The organism is Winogradskyella sp. (assembly GCF_965228925.1).
Lineage (GTDB): Bacteria > Bacteroidota > Bacteroidia > Flavobacteriales > Flavobacteriaceae > Winogradskyella.
Window position 1 is genome coordinate 3,053,543 of record NZ_OZ245845.1, and the last position, 20,711, is coordinate 3,074,253.

A 20,711-nucleotide genomic window follows, 5' to 3' on the forward strand; every position below is an offset into this window, starting at 1 on the left:
CCGCTATAACAATGGCGAACGCAGACGCAGGAATGATAAATCATATGAAATTATTAGGCATAGGCTCGCGGATTAATCATTCGGAATATGGTAAAGGGGTAGTTACCAACGTTACCTCTAAGCATTATTGGGTAACTTTTATAGACAATGGACTGGAAACTTTAGAACTTGACGAGGAGTTTGAAGTCATTGAAGCGGCTGAAGATGATGTGGATACCGTTAGTTTTTATGAGGTTGAAAAGAGTTTACGGGATATTCTTAAGAAATGGTCGGATGTGTCTGAAGTTGTTAGCATTGGCGATAAATGGAAGGGTGGTACTTTGATTATGCAGCCAGGTGATCCCAATTTAAAGGCGAGTGAACTACCCATAGATAAATTCTTTCATAAGATTACTATGGTTCGGGATCGTCTCCGTGTGATGGAACAAAAAATTAATTCCAGTAATTTAGAAGAGCAAGAGAAAATCGATTTACAGCAATATATTACACGTATTTACGGCAGTTTAACTAGCTTTAATGTACTATTTAAATTGAAGACACAGCAGTTTGTTGGGCAGAGAAGTAAGTAGTAATTTATTGACTAAGACTTAGTCCTTTGACTTCACCCATATCTAAGTCTAAAACTAACAGTTTATGGGAGGTCGGAAGAAGGGCCCCACTTTCAGTAGTGATCCAGTTATCCCAAGTTGCTTCTAATCCAGCTATGGGTAAAATGTCGACCCACATCTGGTAACTCTTAGGCTTGCCCGTTTCATCAAAGTGCCATAAATAAGAATCTCCTGGTGTGGTACCACCAGAGGTATAGGTCACTAAAAGGGCGTCTTTGCCTTCCTCCGTAGTGACCAATCGACGTTCCGTACCAGGGTCGAAGACTTTATATGGAGCGACCAACCAAAAGGAATCGTTATTAAAGTAAGCTTTGGCTTTATCGATATAATCTTGTTTTTCTATACCATTATATTCTTGTTGCCCAGCAAAGACTTTAGACTGATGATGATTCTCTAAATCCAAGATTACAGTCATGTCATCCCAATAGACCTCGCAGGTTTTGTCAGTTTTATACCATTTGTAATGGTGCCGACCTTTAAAGGTCCATTCTAAGTAGTCGGTATTGAGATAAGCTTCCTCATTTAAGGCCTCAAGCATTTGAGTTGCCAATACATCAGCTTCAGGGCCTTTAGTACCAACAGGTAGATCTTCGTTGTATCTATGATATAAAAAGCCAAAGAATAACAGTGACGGTAAGGTGAAGAAGATAATGACTCCTGCTATAATTTTTAGGATACGTTTTGTTTTAGAGGTTTTTGGCACTTTATAATTAATAGTTTTTTTCAAAGATATTTTATTTTAGATTCCTGCCTTCGCAGGAATGACAAAATAAGAGATCATGAGGCTAGATTCTACATTAATCCAAATAAACATTAAGACGTAATGATCTTAGTTATTCAGTTTTTCCTTAATCGCCTCTGCCAAAATCATAGCGGCTTCAGGATGGTTACGAAACCATAATTCGGGTTCTATAAGTTCTAATTCGGCCAAAGCGATTTTTCCGTCATTATCATTAAAAATATCCACTCTGGCGTATAAAGGCAATTCATTACAAGCCTTTACCGTGTTTTCTGCAAATTCAATTTCAGCTTCTGTAGGCGTATGGTCATGTACCGAACCACCAAAATCATCCTGAACCCTAAAGTCTCCGGCTTTGGCCTTTTTCAAAATGGCATGTGTAAACTGCCCGTTGAAGACCATCATAGACACTTCGCCTTCGGAGACGATACGATGTTGAAATGGCTGTAGCATCATGGCTTCATTAGCGATGAGTACCTTATAGACACCTTCGTGATTCGCTCTATTTTCGGAGTTTAACTTATAGGTATGACGAGCTGCCCCTGAAATGCATGGCTTCAAGACCGTTTCGGTCCAACCCGTTTCAGCATGCAATTCTTCTAGACTTTTTGAAGTACCAGATTCAATGAATAGCGTTTCAGCGATATGAACGCCATTATTTTTAAGGTCTTGAAGATAATGTTTATCGATATTCCACCGGATTAAGGCTTCTGAGTTAATTAACGTCGTTACTTTTGAAACGCTGTTTAACCAATCCGAAAATTTGGGAAAATCATCAAAGTAATCCCAAGTTGTTCTAAAGAGCACTGCCTTAGTAGATGACCAATCAAAATCGGGATCACTCCAAGCCAAGCGCGTAACTTTTAAACCTAATTTTCCCAGAGCATTGGTGACTAAAGCATCTTCAACAATGACATTTTTGGTGTAGTCGTCGATCTTATTCGGATGAGCGTGCTTTTGGTCTGTAAGGACAACGATATCGTATGGCATAGGTTTATCTTAATCGTTTTAGAGCCTCTCTTTTGCTGAGAGGTCTTAGTTGTACTTGGTTTGTAAAATCTATAACGGCTTTTGGATCAGTCTTGGCATATTCTCTTAGTGCCCAACCAATTGCTTTTTGAATAAAAAACTCATCTGAATCTGCATGTGTTTTACAGACTTTAAAAAGAATCTCAATGTCTGTTTTGGTTTTATAACCTAGTTGAAAAAGTATGGCGGATCGATTAAGCCACATATGCTCAGAACCAGATAATAGCGAAATATACTCATATCTTTTATCCCAATATTGTAGGATGTAGTTACCTAGAATATGTTTAGCGATGAAATCAACAGTGTCCCAATGGGGTTTAGTGGTAATCAAATCTGAGATATAGTCGAAATCAGCTTCGATATACTTCTTATTCAAAAATTTATACACTAACTCTATAGCGCAATAATGAAACTCGCGTGCTTCTAATTCATAGAGTGCGATAACTATAGGCCGGCAATTTTCGTTTAGCTCCTCTTTTTCGGAATTTACGATCTGCTTAAGTAAGGCCTTGCGCTGTGGTGCTTTTATACCCAAAAAAGGAAATAAATCTTTCATGTATGCCTGCATCTGCAGGGCATTATCCTGATTTCTATGTGCTTCTAATTGCGTTCTAAGTTGATTAACAAAAGCCATTAACGCTTGGAAACATCATTATTTATCCGATTTGTAGCCTTTTGGACGTTTCCAGCGTACCGGGGCTTTTGGTTCAGGTTTTAACTCGAATTCCTGAGTTTTTAAGAGCTTCATAGCTTCGGCTACGGCACGTTCTAACTGCGGGTCATTACCTTTAGAGGTTTCGTTGGGGTGTTGAATCACTTCAATATCTGGTGCTACACCTTCACCTTCAACAGCCCATTCGCCGTCAATATCATAAAATCCACCTCTTGGCGCTACCATACGTCCACCATCTATAAAACGTGGGGTATCCCAAGTACCAACAAGTCCTCCCCAGGTTCTTGTACCGATTAGCGGCCCAATATTTTTCATTTTAAACATGTAAGGTAACAAGTCGCCACCAGAACCGGCCCGCTCATTGATCAGCATCACTTTTGGTCCCCAAATACCTGCAATAGGTGTGGTCCAAGGTCGTTTATCTCCGGCTTTACTATTAAAATACCCAAAGAGTTCGCGAGACATCACATCGATCATATAGTCTGCGGCAGAACCACCACCGTTATTACGTTCATCAATAATTGCTCCTTTCTTATCTTGCTGCGAGAAATAATAGCGATTGAAAGATGCAAATCCACCACCACTAGTATTAGGCACATACACATAGGCGAGCTTACCATTAGACCATTTATCCACTTTTCGTCTGTTGTCTTCTACCCAATCGATACTTCTTAGATTGCGCTCACTACGAACTGGTTTTACTAAAACGGTTCTGGCATTAGTCATTGATGGTGTGGCGTTCACTGTAATATTAATTTCTCTACCAGCGGTCTGTTCTAATAATTCATATGGATTTGCATTAGCCCTTAAACGTTTTCCATCAATGGCTAAAATGTAATCACCTTCATTAACATCAATGCCTGGTTTTGAAAGTGGTGCATCGGTATTTGGATTCCAACGCTCACCAGAATAGATTTTCGAAATCTTATAATTGCCATTATCATTTTCAAAATCACAACCTAATAGACCCACAGAAACGAAATCGACATCAGGGAAATCACCACCTGATACATATGAGTGTCCTACAGCAACTTCACCACTCATAATATCCACAACATAATTTAAATCGGTTCTGTGTCGTACATGGTCTATCCATGGTGCATACCATTCATAAACATCGTCCCAAGGTGCTCCATGTACATTGTCGACATAAAGAAAATCGCGCATATATCTCCAGCCTTCTTTAAAGATCTGATGGGCTTCAGCTTTTGGATCTAGTTTAATTTTGATGTTTATTTTTAGATTGTCTTTCCCAGGTTTCGGTGGAGCGGAAGTACCAGCCATCACCCAACTACTACCTTTTCTTAATAGAATGGATTTTCTGTCATCCGACGCAACCATTTGTGATATACCATCTGCAAAATCGGTTGCTTTTTCTTTTTCCACATCATAAGAATGCACTTTGAGGCCACGTTCATTTGGAATTGCTTCGGCAATAAATACCTTATGTTTTGGACCCTTAAGCAGGGCCACATAGTTTCTTGCTGGTAAACTTAAAGCAACAGCCCTGTCGAAAATACCATCTTCATCTATAGTAACGGTTACACCATCAGATTTTTTATCATCTTTCTTTTTGTCTTTGTCCCCATCCTTTTTATCCTCTTTCTTTTCAACAGCTTCCATATCGTTTTTAGGCAGATTAGGTGCTTTATCACTAGCACTTAATACAATAGCATAAAGACTGCGTCTGAGGTTAGCACCAGGATCATAATTGCTCATATCTAGCCAACCACTTTGTAAACCATAATTGGTACTAGCCAACGTGTAGATATATTTTCCAGAAGCATCCCAAACTGGTGTAATGGCATCGGCAATGGGGTCCGTTATTTGAATGGTTTTCTTGGTCTCGATATTATAGACAAAAATGGCCTTAAAGTGGCTGTCCTGTTGTTTGGCGTAGGCGATCCATTTGCTATCTGGAGACCATTTAGGGTTCATTGAGCGCACAGGATGTGCATAGCGATCGGTATCAATCTGCTTTGTTTTCTTAGTTTCTAAATCGATGATCCAAATATTAAAATGTGTGTCTGTATACGCAATATGCTTACCATCAGGGGACCAATCCGGTTGAAAGTAGAAGGTCGGATTGGGTAATGTAATAGCCTCAGCATTTTGTCCATCCTGATCCGCTAACATCAACTGATATTCGCCACTTTTATCAGAAAACCAAGCAATTTTATCTCCTTTAGGGGACCAAATTGGTGTACGGTCCGCAACACCCGGTGAATTGGTAATATTCATCCAAGTGCCTTTATCCTTAGGAACAGTAAAGATTTCACCACGATGTTCAAAAATGGCACGCTTTCCTTTAGGTGAAACATTTGGATTAGCCAATCGAAACGCAGAAACATTATCCCATTTGGTACGGTAGAAATTTAAATCTGCTTTAACATCAATGTTCAACTGTTTAGTATTGCCAGAGCTTGGATCGTAAACATGAAGATAACCGCCCTGCTCGTATACAATCTTATCCTTACTTGCATCTAGACTTTTAACATCAAATTTTTTGTGGAAGGTAATTTGCTTTTCTTCCTTAGTTGAAGGATTGAAGGACCATATATTCATCGTATAATCACGCTCGGACATAAAATAGACAACGCCGTCTAACCAAACAGGATCCAAATGACGTTCTTTGGTAGGTTGGGTTGTTCGGACTAAATCTTTAGTTTTCATATTGACTACCCAAATAGGCATGGCTTGACCTCCGCGATAATTTCTCCACTCAGCATCCCAACCCGTAATAGGAGTGTAGGCGATATGCTTACCATCGGTAGACATTTCCCCGTATGCCGCTCTTGGAATATCCAAAGCTTCTGGTAAACCACCGTTAGTTGATACCGTAAAGAATTTGTTGGTCATCGTTGGTTGTGCCTCACGACTCGAACGAAATAAGACCTTACCGTCCGGAGTCCAGCCTTGAACGATATCCCCACTTGGATGGTAAGTCAATCGCTTGGGTTCTCCACCTTCAGAAGGCACAACAAATACATCGACATTACCATCGTATTGTGCCGTAAATGCTATCATTTTCCCATCATTTGAAAAATGAGGATTGTATTCGTAACCGTCATCACTGGTTAATCGAATTGCAGTTCCTCCGCTGATAGAGGCTTTCCATAAGTCATTGGCATAAACAAAGACCACATCATCTCCGTGAAGTGTTGGTTGTCTTAATAATTGTGTGCCTTGAGAAAAACTAAATAATGTATAGCAGCATGCTATAAAAACAGATAATTGTCGCATTTCGGTTGGTTTTAAGAAGTAATTGTATTCTGAATATTCAAAGTCCCTAAATATACAATATAGACGATGTTATTCTCGTAAAACAATGTTAAAACCAAGTTGTGAATTTTGTGTCCTTAAATAGTTCTCGATACAATTTTTTCTTCTTCATAGTCAGAAAAAATCACTCGAACTGACAATTTAAGGCTAGAAGGCTAGAAGGCTAGAAAATATACAATTGGTTAAAACCCTACAGCAGTATCATCACCTCTATGGTCTGCACCGCCTTCCAATGTGCCATCTTCAAGCTTTAGGATACCATCGACTTTACCGATAACAGGTGTTTTGGTTTCATTGATGATATAGCCGAGCGTTTTTAGCTGTTCTTTTAGTTGAATATCGAATACATGGGGTTCCATTCTGATTTCGTCTGGTAACCATTGATTGTGAAAACGTGGGGCGTCAACAGCTTCTTGCATGGTCAATCCAAATTCATGAACATTTAAAATCGTCTGTAGCACCGAGGTGATAATGGTCGATCCACCTGGTGTTCCAACAGACATATAGAAGTCTTCATCTTTTTCGACAATGGTTGGTGTCATCGAACTTAGCATACGTTTCTCCGGAACAATACTATTCGCTTCTGCTCCAATTAGACCATAGTAATTGGGCTCGCCAGGTTTACTGCTAAAATCATCCATTTCATTATTTAGGAAAAACCCCAAGTCATTAACATAAAGCTTAGAGCCATAACCGCCGTTCAATGTCGTAGTGACCGCAATAGCATTTCCAAATTGATCGATAATAGAGTAGTGGGTGGTTTCATCACTTTCATAGCCCATAATATGACCATGAGCAATGGAATCTACAGGCGTCGGGGCAGTAAAAGAAAAATCTCTCATTCTATCTTGAAGATAGACATCACTTATTAAAGTATTGACAGGAATATCCACAAAATCAGGATCACCTAAATAATGACTTCGATCGGCATAGGCCCGCTTTTCGGCCTCTACTAAAACTTGAATCGTTTTCAGCGAGTTATGCCCATAATCATTGAGATCAAAAGGTTCTATCATTTTCATTATTTGTCCTAAGCAGATACCACCAGAAGCTGGTGGCGACATCGAGGTAATCGTTAAATCGTCGTATTGAAATGTAATTGGGTCTCGCCAAATGGCTTCATATTTAGCCAAATCTTCTAAGGTAATGATGCTGCCTTTCGATTGAAGGAAAGTGACCAATGTTTTAGCGGTTTCTCCTTTATAGAACTCATCAGGGCCATGCTTTGCAATACGCTCTAAGGTACTTGCTAAACTCGAATTTGTAAGGGTATCACCTGCTTTTAAATTTTTGTTGTAAAGAATTGGGTTTCCATTGACAGCCGTCATAATACTGTCATATTTTGAAATTCTTTTTGCTTGTTTAGCCGTAATAACATAGCCGTTTTTAGCTAATGCGATGACAGGTTCTAAAATAGTTTCAACCTTAAGTTTACCGAATCTTTTTTGGGCTTTAAATATACCTGCTATTGTTCCTGGTATTCCAACAGCCATTGGGCCTACAGTACTTAAATCTTTGATGACATTACCATTGGCATCGAGATACATGTTCTTGGTCGCTGCCAGAGGTGCCTTTTCTCTGTAATCTAAGGCTCCTTTTGTGCCATCCGCCATTCTGTAGACTAAGAACCCACCACCTCCTAAGTTGCCAGCGTAAGGATAACAAACGGCTAGGGCCATCTCCGTAGCCATCATTGCATCAAACACATTTCCTCCTTTTCTTAGAATGGCAACACCAATTTCTGAAGCCTCTTTCCGAGCACTTACCACCATCGCATTTTTGGCGATCAGTCCTTGTTTAGAGGGTTCGGAAACACGGGCTTTCGATTGATCTTTACAATTTAAACAGGCCAATAAGATGAATACCAGTAGCGCAATACGAGTCATAGCTTGTACAGTTGTTTAAGTTCTAAACGCTTTTGTTCACTAAAAACGATAAGCGCTTCAAAAAATGTCGTAAAATCGTCTTCAAAATCCTGATAGTAGGCCTTTAGTTCTCTTGTCGCTTCGTTCATTTTAGAAATGCCTTTGGTTCTTCGGTTCATACCGTTTAAAACGGATTGAATACCAGCTATACTTGCATAACTCAAAAGCCAATTACCTTCAATCATAATGGGCGCAATATGTTGATACCTTGGTGGTAGCATAGCCATGTGCTTTTTTAAGCTTTGGTAAAAATTATCGACATAAACGGCTAGAGGTGTATCCGAATACATCTTCCAGTTTTTTGCCAAAAAATGATCATAAAAGATGTCGACAATAACGCCGCTATAATGCCCATAATGTTTATGCAAGCGTTTGGTGCTCTTTCTAAAGATGGGATGGGCATCGGTATAGCTGTCAATCGCTCGGTGGAGTAATATACCAACCTGAATTTCGTCTGAATACGATTCGTAGTTTTTACCTCTAACGCCATCCGCGGCAAAATTACCGATGCTTATTAATTCGTTATCGCCAGATAGATATATATGGGCAAGAAAATTCATTTGTCGAATTTACAAATTCATAATAACAAAATAGGTTTAAGATATTATATTTGCTGAAAATTGAAAATCTATGACTTTAATAAAATCGATCTCTGGAATCCGAGGTACTATTGGGGGAGCTGTTGAAGATAATTTAACACCTATTGATGCCGTTAAATTTGCTGCTGCCTATGGTACTTGGATTAAACAGCAGCGAAACAAAGACAACTACAGAGTCGTTGTTGGCAGGGATGCGCGAATTTCGGGTGAAATGATTCAGAGTTTGGTGATGAATACCTTAGTTGGATTAGGAATCCATGTGATAGATTTAGGATTGTCTACAACACCAACCGTTGAGGTGGCTGTACCTATGGAGCACGCTGATGGTGGCATTATTTTAACGGCCAGCCATAATCCCAAACAATGGAATGCTTTAAAACTATTAAATCATAAAGGCGAGTTTTTAAATGGTGAGGAAGGCCAAAAGATTTTAGATATTGCCGAGTCCAATACGATGAGCTTTGCTGAAGTGGATGACCTAGGCAAAATCACTAAAAATGAAGCATATATCGATTTGCACATCGATGAAGTATTGGACCTACCTTTAGTGAACAAAAAAGCAATTGAAGCTGCAAATTTTAAAGTGGTTGTAGATGGCGTTAACTCAACAGGAGGTATTGCTATACCCTTACTATTAGAACGCTTAGGCGTCCACGCCGTGAAGTTGTATTGTGACCCCACAGGACATTTCCCTCATAATCCTGAACCTTTGAAAGAACATTTAGGGGATTTGGCAGAAGCAGTCGTCAAGGAGCATGCAGATTTCGGAATTGTGGTCGATCCAGACGTCGATCGTTTGGCCTTTATGGATGAAAATGGAAATATGTTTGGTGAGGAATATACCTTAGTAGCATGTGCCGATTACGTGCTAAGTAAACACCCTGGGAATACAGTAAGTAATATGAGTTCGACTCGTGCGTTGCGCGATGTTACAGAAAAGTATGGCGGTACGTATGAAGCTAGTGCGGTAGGTGAGGTGAATGTTGTAGAGCTTATGAAGAAAAATAACGTGGTTATTGGTGGGGAAGGCAATGGTGGCATCATATACCCAGAATTACATTATGGACGTGATGCTTTAGTTGGTGTAGCTTTATTCTTAAGTCTTTTAGCCGAAAAGAAGATGACGGTAAGTGAGTTAAGAGCTACATATCCAAATTACTTTATGAGCAAAAAGAAAATCCAGTTAACGCCAGAGTTGGATGTAGATAAGATTTTGAGCACTATGGCATCCAATTACAGTCATGAGGACCTAACAACTATTGATGGCGTTAAAATTGACTTTTCAGATAAATGGGTGCATTTACGCAAGAGTAATACAGAGCCTATCATTAGAATCTATACCGAGGCACCGTCTCAAGAAGCAGCGGATGGCTTAGCGGATCGTTTTATAGGGGAAATTAAGGCAGTTGCCAATATTTAGTATCTTTGACGGGTACCTAACACTATTTTTATGGCTCTTGTTTCTGATATTAAGAAGAATGACATTGCTAATTTGGAGGCTTATTTTAACCACTTCAGAAAGCATATTATTGGTCAGAATCAAACCTTTATGTCTCCATTTGGAGAACAAAAAATCATCTATACCGATTGGACAGCTTCGGGTCGTTTATATAGGCCTATTGAAGAAAAGCTATTGAATGATTTCGGGCCATTTGTCGCCAATACGCATACGGAGACTACGGTTTCTGGAACGGCAATGACCAAGGCGTATCACAAAGCAAAACACATCATAAAGGATCACGTCAATGCCAATGAAGATGATGTTTTAATTGTTTGCGGCAATGGAATGACTGGTGTCATTAATAAGTTTCAACGTATTTTGGGACTTAAGGTGCCCGAGAATTTAAGGCCTTATGCCGATATTCCAGATGAAATTCGCCCTGTGGTTTTTGTGTCGCATATGGAGCATCATTCTAATCAAACCTCTTGGTTAGAGACCATGGCCAAAGTTGAAGTGGTACCACCGGATGACCATGGCTTGTTCAGTCTTGAAAATCTTGAAGTATTACTAAGACAGTATAAAGACTGCACGCTTAAGATATGTTCTATTGTAGGTGGCTCTAATGTTACAGGTATCCAAACACCATATCACGATGTTGCAAAACTGATGCACAAACATGGTGGTGTCTGTTTTGTTGATTTTGCCTGCTCGGCGCCTTATGTTGATATAGATATGCATCCCGAGGATAAGGACGCCCAGTTGGATGCTATTTTCTTTTCACCTCATAAATTTTTAGGTGGACCAGGAACTTCTGGGGTTTTAATATTTAACAAAGAACTTTATAATAATATGGTCCCCGATTGTCCAGGAGGTGGTACCGTGAGTTGGACTAATCCTTGGGGCGAACATAAGTACATTGATAATATCGAAGACCGTGAAGATGGCGGTACACCGGGATTTCTTCAGACGATTAGAACGGCACTTGCCATTAGGCTGAAAGAACAAATGGGAGTAGCGAATATACTAGAGCGCGAACATCAGTTGATTGCGACTATCTTTAAGAAGTTAGACCCTATTTCGAATATCAATATTCTTGCAGGTCAGCATAAAGATAGGCTAGGAGTGATTTCCTTTTATATTGATGATTTACATTATAATCTTGGTGTTAAACTATTGAACGACAGATTTGGTATTCAAACACGAGGCGGTTGCAGTTGCGCAGGGACCTATGGCCATTTCTTATTGCATGTCGATCAGCAAACATCTAAAGAACTAACGGATGAAATTTCTATAGGCGATTTGGTACGAAAACCAGGTTGGATCCGTATGTCTATACATCCGACCACCACTGATACCGAAATAGAATTTGTTTGTGATAGTATTATAGCTTTGGCCAAAAATCACAGTACATGGGCGAAAGACTATGAATATTCGAGGTGCAATAATGAGTTTATTCATAAATCCCAGATCGACCAGCCCTGTAGCGCCACCAATGTGGATCATTGGTTTAATTTAGATTAGTGGTTTTAGGCGCTTTATCTTTATGTTTCCAGCGCTTATGGGTCCACAGGTAAAATTCTGGCTTAGCTTTGATTTGCGCTTCTAAAAGGCGATTGAATTTTTCGGTGATTTTAAAATCGGGTTCTTCTTTTGGATTTTCGGACAGACTAACAATTTCAGCCTCATAATGGCCGCGCTTCACTTTATCAATTTTTAAAAACCCAATAGGGTAATTATATTTTTTAGCTACAGCTTCGGCACCGACAAAACTCGGTACAGTAATACCCATAAAATCTAACCAAACACTGTTGGCACGCAGTTTTGGGGATTGATCACTAAGAAAGGCAATCATGCGCTTATCATTGGCCTTATGGAGTTCTTTTATTCTACCGATAGCCTTTTTAGAATCAACGAGTTCGGTATTGTATTTAGAGCGGATACGCCGCACTAAATGATCAAAATGGGAATTGGCAATTTTCTTGTAGAGCACCAAACCTGGAATATCAATATGCGATTGTAGCATTATGGACCATTCATAGCTTGCATAATGTCCAAACATGAGAATAGAACTGTGTTCGGAATGTTGAAGGGCTTTGATTTTTTCTGGATTTTTGAGAATAAAACGCGCGTTTAACTGACTTCTTGAAATGTTTAAAGTTTTTATCATTTCGAGAAATAAATCACATAAATGGCTGTAGAATTTTTTGGTAATACTGCTGATCTCTTTTTCAGATTTATCAGGAAAAACCAATCTTAGATTACTTTTTACGGTAGATGTTCTGTATCCAATAATTCTATAGACGATAAAGCAAATAATATCAGATAGAGCATATAGCAACTTAAATGGAAAAAGGGAAATTAACCATAGTATCGGATAAATACATATGTAGGCAATAAGTTGCATAAAAGCGTGTTCTTTCTGAAGCGCAAATATATTATATTTGGCTCAATAGATATTTTATGTACAATTTAGATCCAGTCACTATTGCGATTATTGCAGCAAATGTCATCATGTCCTTAAAAGGTTTTGACGACCGTTTATTTTTTGAAAAGTATAAATTCAACGTGGGGAGTATAAGACGTGGCGAACAAATTCGGATGTTTAGTTCTGGCTTTTTACATGTGGATACGACGCATTTGTTATTTAACATGTTGACCTTGTACTTCTTTGCTAATGCAGTAATTTCTGAATTGGGACAGCTTCACTTTATAGTTATTTATATAGCGAGCTTAGTTTTTGGGAATCTTTTGTCCCTATATTTCCATAAGGAAGAATATTGGTATAGTGCGGTAGGTGCCAGTGGTGCCGTTACAGGTATTTTATATGCTGCTATATTGTTGCGCCCAGAAATGAACTTATATATGTTTTTTGTTCCAATACCAATTCCAGGTTATGTTTTTGGAATCGGTTATTTACTATATTCTATTTACGGTATGAAAAATAGAATTGGTAATATTGGTCACGATGCGCATTTTGGTGGTGCGGTAGGGGGATATGCCGTGACATTAGTTTTAATGCCGAGTTTGTTTGAAACTGATTTAGGCCATATAGGACTTTTGGCCATACCAATTATTGTTCTGTATGTGCTCTACAAAACAGGAAAATTGCATTAAAAAAAGCCTGCAGAATGCAAGCTTTTTTATTGTATGATATGCAATGTGTTTAAAACTCTCCAAGTAGCTCTTGAACTTTACGCTCCAAGGCGCGTCCTCTTAAATTTTTTGCCACAATTTTACCATCGGCGTCCAGAATATAAGTCGCTGGAATAGACTGTATATTATACATTTTGGCTACGGGATCATTGAAATATTTAAGGCTTGAAACATGATGCCAAGTCAAGCCATCTTTTTCTATAGCGTCTAACCATGCTTTTTTGGGATCTTGTTGTCTGCTCTGTCCATCTAAGGATACCCCTATAATTTCTAAGCCTTTGTCATGATATGTGTTGTATACTTTAACCACATTTGGGTTTTCTCTTCGACATGGACCGCACCAGGCCGCCCAAAAGTCAATGATGGTGACTTTTCCTTTTAAATTCTCTAAACTCACAAGAGTTCCGTCAGGAGTTGGTGCTTCAAAATTTGGAGCTATTCTCCCAATTTCCAGGTGGGCCGTTTTTTCATAAACTTCATAAAGTTGATCGAGTTTTTGCTTTACAATGGCCCCTTTTTTTGAGTTTTTTAGCTTAGGCGTAAAGTTTTCAAAAGCTTCTTTATATCCTAGGATGTCAAAACCTTTTCTGCTCGATTCCAATTCCATAAGACTAAGACTAAAATAACGGTCATTGTTGTCTTTTACAAAACTAAGCGGGTAGGCACTTTGTCGTGCTCTAAGTTCCTCCATGACCTGTCCAATAGAATCTCTTTTTTCTGGTGCTGCATCAGCACCTAGGGCTCTAAAAGCTTCCATTATCGCGGTGCCTTCATCTCTAAATGGAAGCATGCCATTTTGAAAATCCTGATAGCCTTCGTTAGATTTAGAACCAGTGACCTCAGATTTCATTGGCACTTCTTTATTGAAATTAATGTCTATAGCACTGTTTTCTAACATAAATACAACATTACCAGGGGTTCCATCTACGGACAGAAAATAAACGCTAGGCTCTTCAACGGCGCCTTTTATACTAAATTTTCCATCCATTACTATGGCCGAGTCTTTTATGACTTGATTTCCGGTTTCATCTATTTTTGCCAAGCGCACTCTAATGCCGTTATGAATACCTTCAGTATTCCCATTAATGACATAATCTGTTCGATTCTCTTGTTTACAACTCGCTAACATTAAACCTATAGCAAGTATGATCAATATCTTTCTCATTTTTTAAGTTTCTAAGTTTTGCTTTGCAAATATAAAAACTAAGCCCAAAAACTTGAGGTATCCCATGTGAATTATATCTTAAATACGATAGCGGCTTTAACCATCTGATATTTTACAATATTTTTGCATTAAAGCTTAAACTATGCATAACGATACTATCGTAGCTTTGGCAACACCATCAGGAAGTGGTGCGATTGCGATTATAAGATTATCTGGTCAAGAGGCTATCACTATAGTGTCTAGAGCCTTTAGGTCGGTATCTCATAAGGTACTTAGTCAACAAGCCACGCATACTATACATTTAGGTCATATTATCGATGGGCATAAAACGCTCGACGAAGTGCTCGTATCCGTTTTTAAGAACCCAAACTCTTATACTGGCGAGGACGTTGTTGAAGTGTCTTGTCATGGCTCACCTTATATTCAACAAGAAATCATACAGTTGTTTTTAAGATTAGGGTGCAGAATGGCAACAGCTGGGGAGTTTACCTTAAGAGCTTTTTTAAATGGAAAGTTAGACTTAAGTCAGGCGGAAGCCGTGGCCGACCTCATATCTAGTGATAATGAAGCTTCCCATCAAATTGCGATGCAACAAATGCGGGGAGGCTTTTCGTCCGAAATCGCCAAATTGCGGGAAGAGCTGTTGAATTTTGCGTCGCTGATTGAATTGGAACTCGATTTTGCGGAAGAAGATGTTGAGTTTGCGGACCGAACCCAGTTTAAAGCATTAGTTGAACGTATCAATTTTGTATTAAAGCGTTTAATTGACTCTTTTGCTGTCGGTAATGTGATTAAAAATGGTATTCCCGTGGCCATTGTGGGCGAACCCAATGTCGGTAAGTCTACGCTTTTAAATGCGCTTCTTAATGAAGATCGCGCCATAGTATCAGATATCGCAGGAACGACGAGAGATACCATAGAAGACGAGATTTCTATTGGTGGTATAGGTTTTCGGTTTATAGATACGGCTGGGATAAGAGATACTGCAGATGTGGTAGAAAGTATTGGTATTAAAAAGACCTTTGAAAAAATTGAACAAGCTCAAGTTGTTATCTATTTATTCGAAGCAGATGTCATTTCGAGGGATAGCGCGAAATCGCAAACACTAAAGCTTGAAATCGAAAAAATCAGGAACAAATACCCTCAAAAACCACTTATTGTTCTGGCTAATAAGGTAGACAAGCTTTCCGATATTGAAGTTGAAAGGTTGAGGAATGAACTCACTGTCATTTCGAACACGAGTGAGAAATCTCATGTCCAACTTTTATCGGCCAAATCAGGCGATGGTGTAGAAGAACTCAAACATACCTTATTGAGTTTTGTCAATACCGGTGCCTTGAAAAACAACGATACTATAGTCACTAATACTAGACATTATGATGCCTTATTAAAAGCTTTTGAAGAGATCCAAAAAGTACAGCATGGTTTAGAAACAGGGTTGTCCGGCGATTTATTGGCTATCGATATCCGGCAAGCGCTTTATCACTTTGGTGAAATCACAGGTGAGATTACCAATGATGATCTGTTAGGTAATATTTTTGCTAATTTTTGTATTGGTAAATAGTTAAAAACCTGTACTATTTTCTTGAAATACCTATGATGAGACGGAAAGACTTTTTGTATCATACTAAATATTGGTTGAAAATAATCCAAATCTTTTGGAAATCAATTAATTATCTATATTTGTTTGTCTTAATAAAGAAGATTAACTAAATTTAAATTCTCCTTATAATTATTTAATTGTGTATTATAAAATTATCTTTTAAAAGGTGTTTTCCTTAACATAATTATGCCTTAAAAAGAAGAAATAATTGTAACTAATCTTTTTTTGAAATTTGCCTTACCGAAGGTATGTTTTGGAATAGTTAAGTAGTATAGATTTGAAATATTAATTCAACGAATTGTTTAACTAAAATTTCAAGTCATGAAAGAAACTACACTAAAGAGCCCCGAACACGTAAGAACATTTTACAGTACAGGTAATTATTCTATTGAAAATAAAACAGTAGAAATGTTTACAGAAATACCAAAGGTGATTTTATCTGATGAAAATGGGAAAACCTATTCTCTAGCTCAGGTAAAGCGCTATGATATTTCCACGACGAACATATCATGTATGCTAAGTATTTATGCACACGGTCACCCTACAAATAGGGAAAAATTGGCATCTGAAAATATGATTTGGGATAAGAACCAATTCCCTTTGGATGAGGTGTTTTCAAATTTTGATTTTTCGAATAATAAAATTCTGGTCATTACGGTCCATGATGAAGATTTTGAGCAATGGCATAAAGACGTATATAGGTTTTTTGTGCAAAATCATGTGTCGTATGATGCAAAATCAGAAGAATATATTTTCAATTTGGAGGAACTGCAAGAGTTTATCAACGGTTCTTTTAAAGATGTAAATCCGAAAGAAGAACCTAAAACTGTAGCTGGAGGTGTACTAGACCCAGCAGGATAAAGTTTAATCGAATTAAAAAATAATCAGTATGAAATTGAAAGTCGTGTATTTGGTTTTTAGCATTTTGTTTTCAAATGTTGCCACCTCTCAAGTAAGACTATTGGACTCTTTGCTGGAAAATAAGCAATACTCGACTTTCAATTATAAAATCAATGTTATTGATCTAGATAGTAATAGTTACCATTACTACTTAGGAAAACTTTACTTGCAAAAGCGCAACATTGACTCGGCTTTTAGCCTATTGAAAAAAGTTGATACGACCCAACTAACAAAACCCTATAAGGCATGGTACTTCCATGTTCTTGGCGATACATATCGTTATCAAAATCGAGAGGAAAGAGCATTTCAACTTAAGATAAAAGCACAAGAGCTATTTAAGGAGACAAGTAATTTATTAATGGAGAATAAAGTTAATTATGATTTGCATTACACGTTATTTTCTCAAGATTTTTTAGATTACGATGGGCGTTCTTATTTGATGACCTTTTTTGAGAATGCCAAAAAAAATGATACTCCAGAACAATTGCTCACAGCACATCTGAGCTTTTGTTTTATGGATATATTGCCCAATAATTTGGAAAAGGCGATTTTTCATCTAGATGAAGCCAGCAAATATGCCAACATGATCGGTACTCCTGAGGCATTTTATAAGGTAAATAATTATAAGGCGGTTTTTCTCCAGAGCTATGCAGATGATTATACCAATGCCGAGATTCATGCAGATAGCATGATTCATTATGCGGAAATTTTAAAGTCCCCAGATAGAATGGATTCCTCTCTCAAAACCAAAGCATATAACTATACACTTCAAGGCGATTACGAAAAGGCCATACAAATACTAAAAAAAGCCGATGCACTTCCCATTGCCGAAAATATCTTCAATCGTAAAAAACAATTATATCAATATCTGTCTATTAATTATGAGAATCTCAATGATTTTAAATCATCGCATTTGTATTTAAAGAAGATGATAAGCTATAAGGACAGTATCAATATTGTAGCCCAAAATACCGTTTTAACACAGCTTGAGACGATTGAGCTTTCAAAAAAAAACCTAATCCTAAAGGCCGAAAAGCAAAAGCAAAAGATGTATTTGTATACCTCTATTATTGGCTTAATGCTCATTATAATTCTAACCATATTTATGTCAATGTACTATAGGAAGAAGAAAGAGTTGGATACCATAGATGCCCGTAATGAAGAAAAGGACAAACAGCGACAGAGAATTGCAGGCGAACTTCACGATGATTTGGGAGGCCTGATTATAGCAATTCGAAGGTGCTTTGAAAACCTTAAAATACGAAAGGATCGTTTTCTGCAAGAAGAAGAAAGCCTGATTTTAACGGCGCGGAGCCTGTTGGAAGAAGTATATCAAAAGATTAGAAATATGGCTCATGTTGAAGATTCGGCATCAAGGCGTTCCGAGTATTGGCTCGATTCCATACATGATTTTGCAAATAATGTCACCGAAGCTAGCAAGCTTAATATTGATATCAGTACTCACGGCCTGGAAGATTTTGTTAACGTTTCCTTGGAAAATGACTTGAGAAGGATTTCTGTTGAACTTATAACCAATATCCTAAAATATGCAGATGCAAAAGAAGTGACGATAGAAATAATACTTAGGGATAAGATAATCAGTATCTTGGTCGAAGATGACGGAAATGGCTTTGATACCTCAAAGTTGAAAAACACCAAGGGGATAGGTCTGAGGAATATCAAGAAAAAGGTTGAGGAGTTGAAGGGAACACTCAATATCGATTCATTAATACATAAAGGAACCACAATAATCATAGAAATTCCAGTATGATAAATTTAGTTATTGCAGAGGATCACAATAGTCTCATAGACGGCATAGAACTTTTCTTCGAGATCGAAGAAGACATTTGTATTGTAGACAAAGTTAATGATGGAATTGAACTATTGGATGTTTTAAGAAAAAGACACGTTAATATGGTTATTACAGATATTCGTATGCCTAGAATGGACGGTATTGAGGTCACTAAAATAATCAGCACTCAATATCCACATATTAAAGTTATTGCGTTTACAATGCTAGGGCAAAAAAATACTTTGAAAAAAATGATGGATGCAGGAGCTAAAGGGTATCTTCTTAAAAATGCGTCATTGTCGGTTTTATTGGAGGCCACGCGTAGAGTTCATAAAGGAGAGACCTATTATGATCCGAATGTTTTAGTAGATGAAAAGCTTAATGGTAACATCAAGAAAAAAAGTATATTGACCAAGAGACAGCAGGAAATATTGGACTTGATAGCGCAAGGACTGAAAAACAGAGAAATTGCTGATAAACTATTTATCCAGGTGCACACTGTAGGAACACACCGAAAAAACATGATTGAAAAGTTGGGTCTTAAAGGCCAAAACTCACTTTTAAAATACGCCTTGAGCAAACGATATGACTCAGAATAATATACCTTAGCTACGGTATTGCAATCATCTTGGAAAGCCTCTTTATTTGTTCAAAAGAAAATTTATTATGACTCTTGAACAACTACTAGAAAAGGAAAATCTTCGGAATACACCATACGAAGTATTTATAAACCTTAAGGACAGCATCGACGATATCGAAATCTTAAGTGAAATATGCACCTATATAGATTTTGAAAACCATGAGGCATTTTATGCAAGCGTAAATAGGTTCTTCATTCAATACGGAAAAAAGCTTAGCATAGCTAATAGTACTGAAATCACAAAAACACTTGTCGGCAATAATTTTGACCATAATATCTATAGCGAAAAAATTATCAGCGCATTTGGTCGCCCCGTGATTTTAGTAATAAATGATACCATTGAAAGCTCTATTGATACGATATGGAAAAAGCGTATTCATGATAGTAAAGCCAATATCGATACCGCGATACCTAGTGTTGGACGTATTGAAATTAAAAACCACAGTCGTTTTGATTGGGTGGGCACAGGATGGCTCATTAAGGGGACAAATATTGTCGTAACCAATAGGCATGTGGCCGATACTTTTGCTTCTAGAAGAGAGAACTCATTTGATATTTATGCAAACCATATGGGAAAAACTTTGGAAGTCTCGATTGACTTCAAGGAAGAGTACAATATCAATGACGAAAAGACCTTTAAGATAAAAAGAGTATTGCACATGACTGAAAATGACGAGCCGGATATTGCGCTCCTAGAGGTATATGACAAAAGTTGCGAAGGGGAATCTTTACCATTGGGACTGGAAATAGCTACGCATAAATCTAAGTATGATAATGAGGTTTTTGTTATTGGATACCCAGGAAAGAACTCCATGTACAGAGACGAATTTTTTAATGAAATATTTGACGTGAAACGCCTGGCTCCAGGCATAATATCTCCGTCCAGTGCAGCATCATTTATTTATGCACATGATTGTAGTACCTGGCATGGTAACTCTGGCTCACCAGTAATCGAGCTTGATTCAGGTGAAGTCATTGGTGTTCACTATGGCGGCTCAGACAATAATATAATTGGGAAACAGGGAAGCAATTGGGCGGTCAGCTCAACATATTTAATCGATTTGCTTAATGAACTTAAGATTGCATACTAATAAAAATTTACCCTAGCCAAGGTATATCCATGCACGACGTGGTACATTATCTTGGTGATGCCAACAGCCCC

17 protein-coding genes are annotated in these 20,711 nt (G+C 38.0%); 9 read left to right on the forward strand and 8 right to left on the reverse strand.

Annotated elements, in window-relative coordinates; translation table 11 throughout:
• Window positions 1-44 precede the first annotated feature (44 nt).
• The gene (locus ACO052_RS12725; RefSeq protein WP_422108065.1) at window positions 45-569 is read left to right on the forward strand and encodes a hypothetical protein; all 525 of its coding nucleotides are present in this window, start codon (window positions 45-47) and stop codon (window positions 567-569) included.
• Window positions 570-573: 4 nt separating this feature from the next.
• On the opposite strand, the gene ACO052_RS12730 is transcribed toward ACO052_RS12725, so the two are convergent.
• The 6 genes from ACO052_RS12730 to ACO052_RS12755 form a co-directional block, all read right to left on the reverse strand.
• Window positions 574-1,335 (reverse strand): hypothetical protein, encoded by a 762-nt coding sequence (locus ACO052_RS12730; RefSeq protein ID WP_422104154.1) that lies wholly within the window; start codon window positions 1,333-1,335, stop codon window positions 574-576.
• 102 nt (window positions 1,336-1,437) lie between these two features.
• Window positions 1,438-2,337 (reverse strand): ATP-grasp domain-containing protein, encoded by a 900-nt coding sequence (locus tag ACO052_RS12735; RefSeq protein WP_422104155.1) that lies wholly within the window; start codon window positions 2,335-2,337, stop codon window positions 1,438-1,440.
• Between the two features lie 4 nt (window positions 2,338-2,341).
• Complete coding sequence (locus ACO052_RS12740; RefSeq protein ID WP_422104157.1) at window positions 2,342-3,010, reverse strand: DNA alkylation repair protein; 669 nt, start codon at window positions 3,008-3,010, stop codon at window positions 2,342-2,344.
• Window positions 3,011-3,028: 18 nt separating this feature from the next.
• Window positions 3,029-6,292, reverse strand: coding sequence for a S41 family peptidase (locus tag ACO052_RS12745; protein WP_422104158.1), 3,264 nt, complete (start codon window positions 6,290-6,292; stop codon window positions 3,029-3,031).
• 221 nt (window positions 6,293-6,513) lie between these two features.
• Window positions 6,514-8,217 (reverse strand): gamma-glutamyltransferase, encoded by a 1,704-nt coding sequence (gene ggt, locus ACO052_RS12750; protein ID WP_422104159.1) that lies wholly within the window; start codon window positions 8,215-8,217, stop codon window positions 6,514-6,516.
• Complete coding sequence (locus ACO052_RS12755; RefSeq protein ID WP_422104160.1) at window positions 8,214-8,816, reverse strand: ACP phosphodiesterase; 603 nt, start codon at window positions 8,814-8,816, stop codon at window positions 8,214-8,216. The genes ggt and ACO052_RS12755 overlap by 4 nt, the downstream gene beginning before the upstream one ends.
• A gap of 70 nt (window positions 8,817-8,886) precedes the next feature.
• On the opposite strand from ACO052_RS12755, the gene glmM reads away from it, so the two are divergent.
• Together glmM and ACO052_RS12765 are read left to right on the forward strand one after the other, a co-directional pair.
• Window positions 8,887-10,275, forward strand: a complete 1,389-nt coding sequence (gene glmM / locus ACO052_RS12760) for a phosphoglucosamine mutase (protein ID WP_422104161.1) — start codon at window positions 8,887-8,889, stop codon at window positions 10,273-10,275.
• Window positions 10,276-10,305: 30 nt separating this feature from the next.
• Window positions 10,306-11,817 carry an aminotransferase class V-fold PLP-dependent enzyme gene (locus tag ACO052_RS12765; RefSeq protein ID WP_422104162.1) on the forward strand — a complete coding sequence of 504 codons (1,512 nt, stop codon included), beginning with the start codon at window positions 10,306-10,308 and terminating at the stop codon, window positions 11,815-11,817.
• Here ACO052_RS12765 and ACO052_RS12770 read toward each other — a convergent pair.
• A complete protein-coding gene (locus ACO052_RS12770; protein WP_422104163.1) occupies window positions 11,804-12,700 on the reverse strand; it encodes a lysophospholipid acyltransferase family protein in 897 nt (298 codons plus the stop codon). The genes ACO052_RS12765 and ACO052_RS12770 overlap by 14 nt on opposite strands.
• 56 nt (window positions 12,701-12,756) lie before the next feature.
• On the opposite strand from ACO052_RS12770, the gene ACO052_RS12775 reads away from it, so the two are divergent.
• Window positions 12,757-13,410 (forward strand): rhomboid family intramembrane serine protease, encoded by a 654-nt coding sequence (locus ACO052_RS12775; RefSeq protein ID WP_422104164.1) that lies wholly within the window; start codon window positions 12,757-12,759, stop codon window positions 13,408-13,410.
• A 49-nt stretch (window positions 13,411-13,459) separates the two neighbouring features.
• Here the strand turns inward: ACO052_RS12775 and ACO052_RS12780 are convergent, their stop codons facing one another.
• Window positions 13,460-14,614, reverse strand: a complete 1,155-nt coding sequence (locus ACO052_RS12780) for a redoxin domain-containing protein (RefSeq protein WP_422104165.1) — start codon at window positions 14,612-14,614, stop codon at window positions 13,460-13,462.
• A gap of 142 nt (window positions 14,615-14,756) precedes the next feature.
• Between ACO052_RS12780 and mnmE the strand changes: the two genes are divergently transcribed.
• The 5 genes from mnmE (at window position 14,757) to ACO052_RS12805 (ending at window position 20,640) form a co-directional block, all read left to right on the forward strand.
• A complete protein-coding gene (mnmE, locus tag ACO052_RS12785) occupies window positions 14,757-16,178 on the forward strand; it encodes a tRNA uridine-5-carboxymethylaminomethyl(34) synthesis GTPase MnmE (protein WP_422104166.1) in 1,422 nt (473 codons plus the stop codon).
• 360 nt (window positions 16,179-16,538) lie between these two features.
• Window positions 16,539-17,078 (forward strand): hypothetical protein, encoded by a 540-nt coding sequence (locus ACO052_RS12790; RefSeq protein ID WP_422104167.1) that lies wholly within the window; start codon window positions 16,539-16,541, stop codon window positions 17,076-17,078.
• A gap of 28 nt (window positions 17,079-17,106) precedes the next feature.
• A complete protein-coding gene (locus ACO052_RS12795) occupies window positions 17,107-18,888 on the forward strand; it encodes a tetratricopeptide repeat-containing sensor histidine kinase (RefSeq protein WP_422104168.1) in 1,782 nt (593 codons plus the stop codon).
• A complete protein-coding gene (locus tag ACO052_RS12800) occupies window positions 18,885-19,508 on the forward strand; it encodes a response regulator (RefSeq protein WP_422104170.1) in 624 nt (207 codons plus the stop codon). The genes ACO052_RS12795 and ACO052_RS12800 overlap by 4 nt, the downstream gene beginning before the upstream one ends.
• Window positions 19,509-19,575: 67 nt before the next feature.
• Entirely contained in the window at window positions 19,576-20,640 is a 1,065-nt protein-coding gene (locus ACO052_RS12805) for a trypsin-like serine peptidase (protein WP_422104171.1), read from the forward strand.
• The last annotated feature ends 71 nt before the right edge of the window (window positions 20,641-20,711 follow it).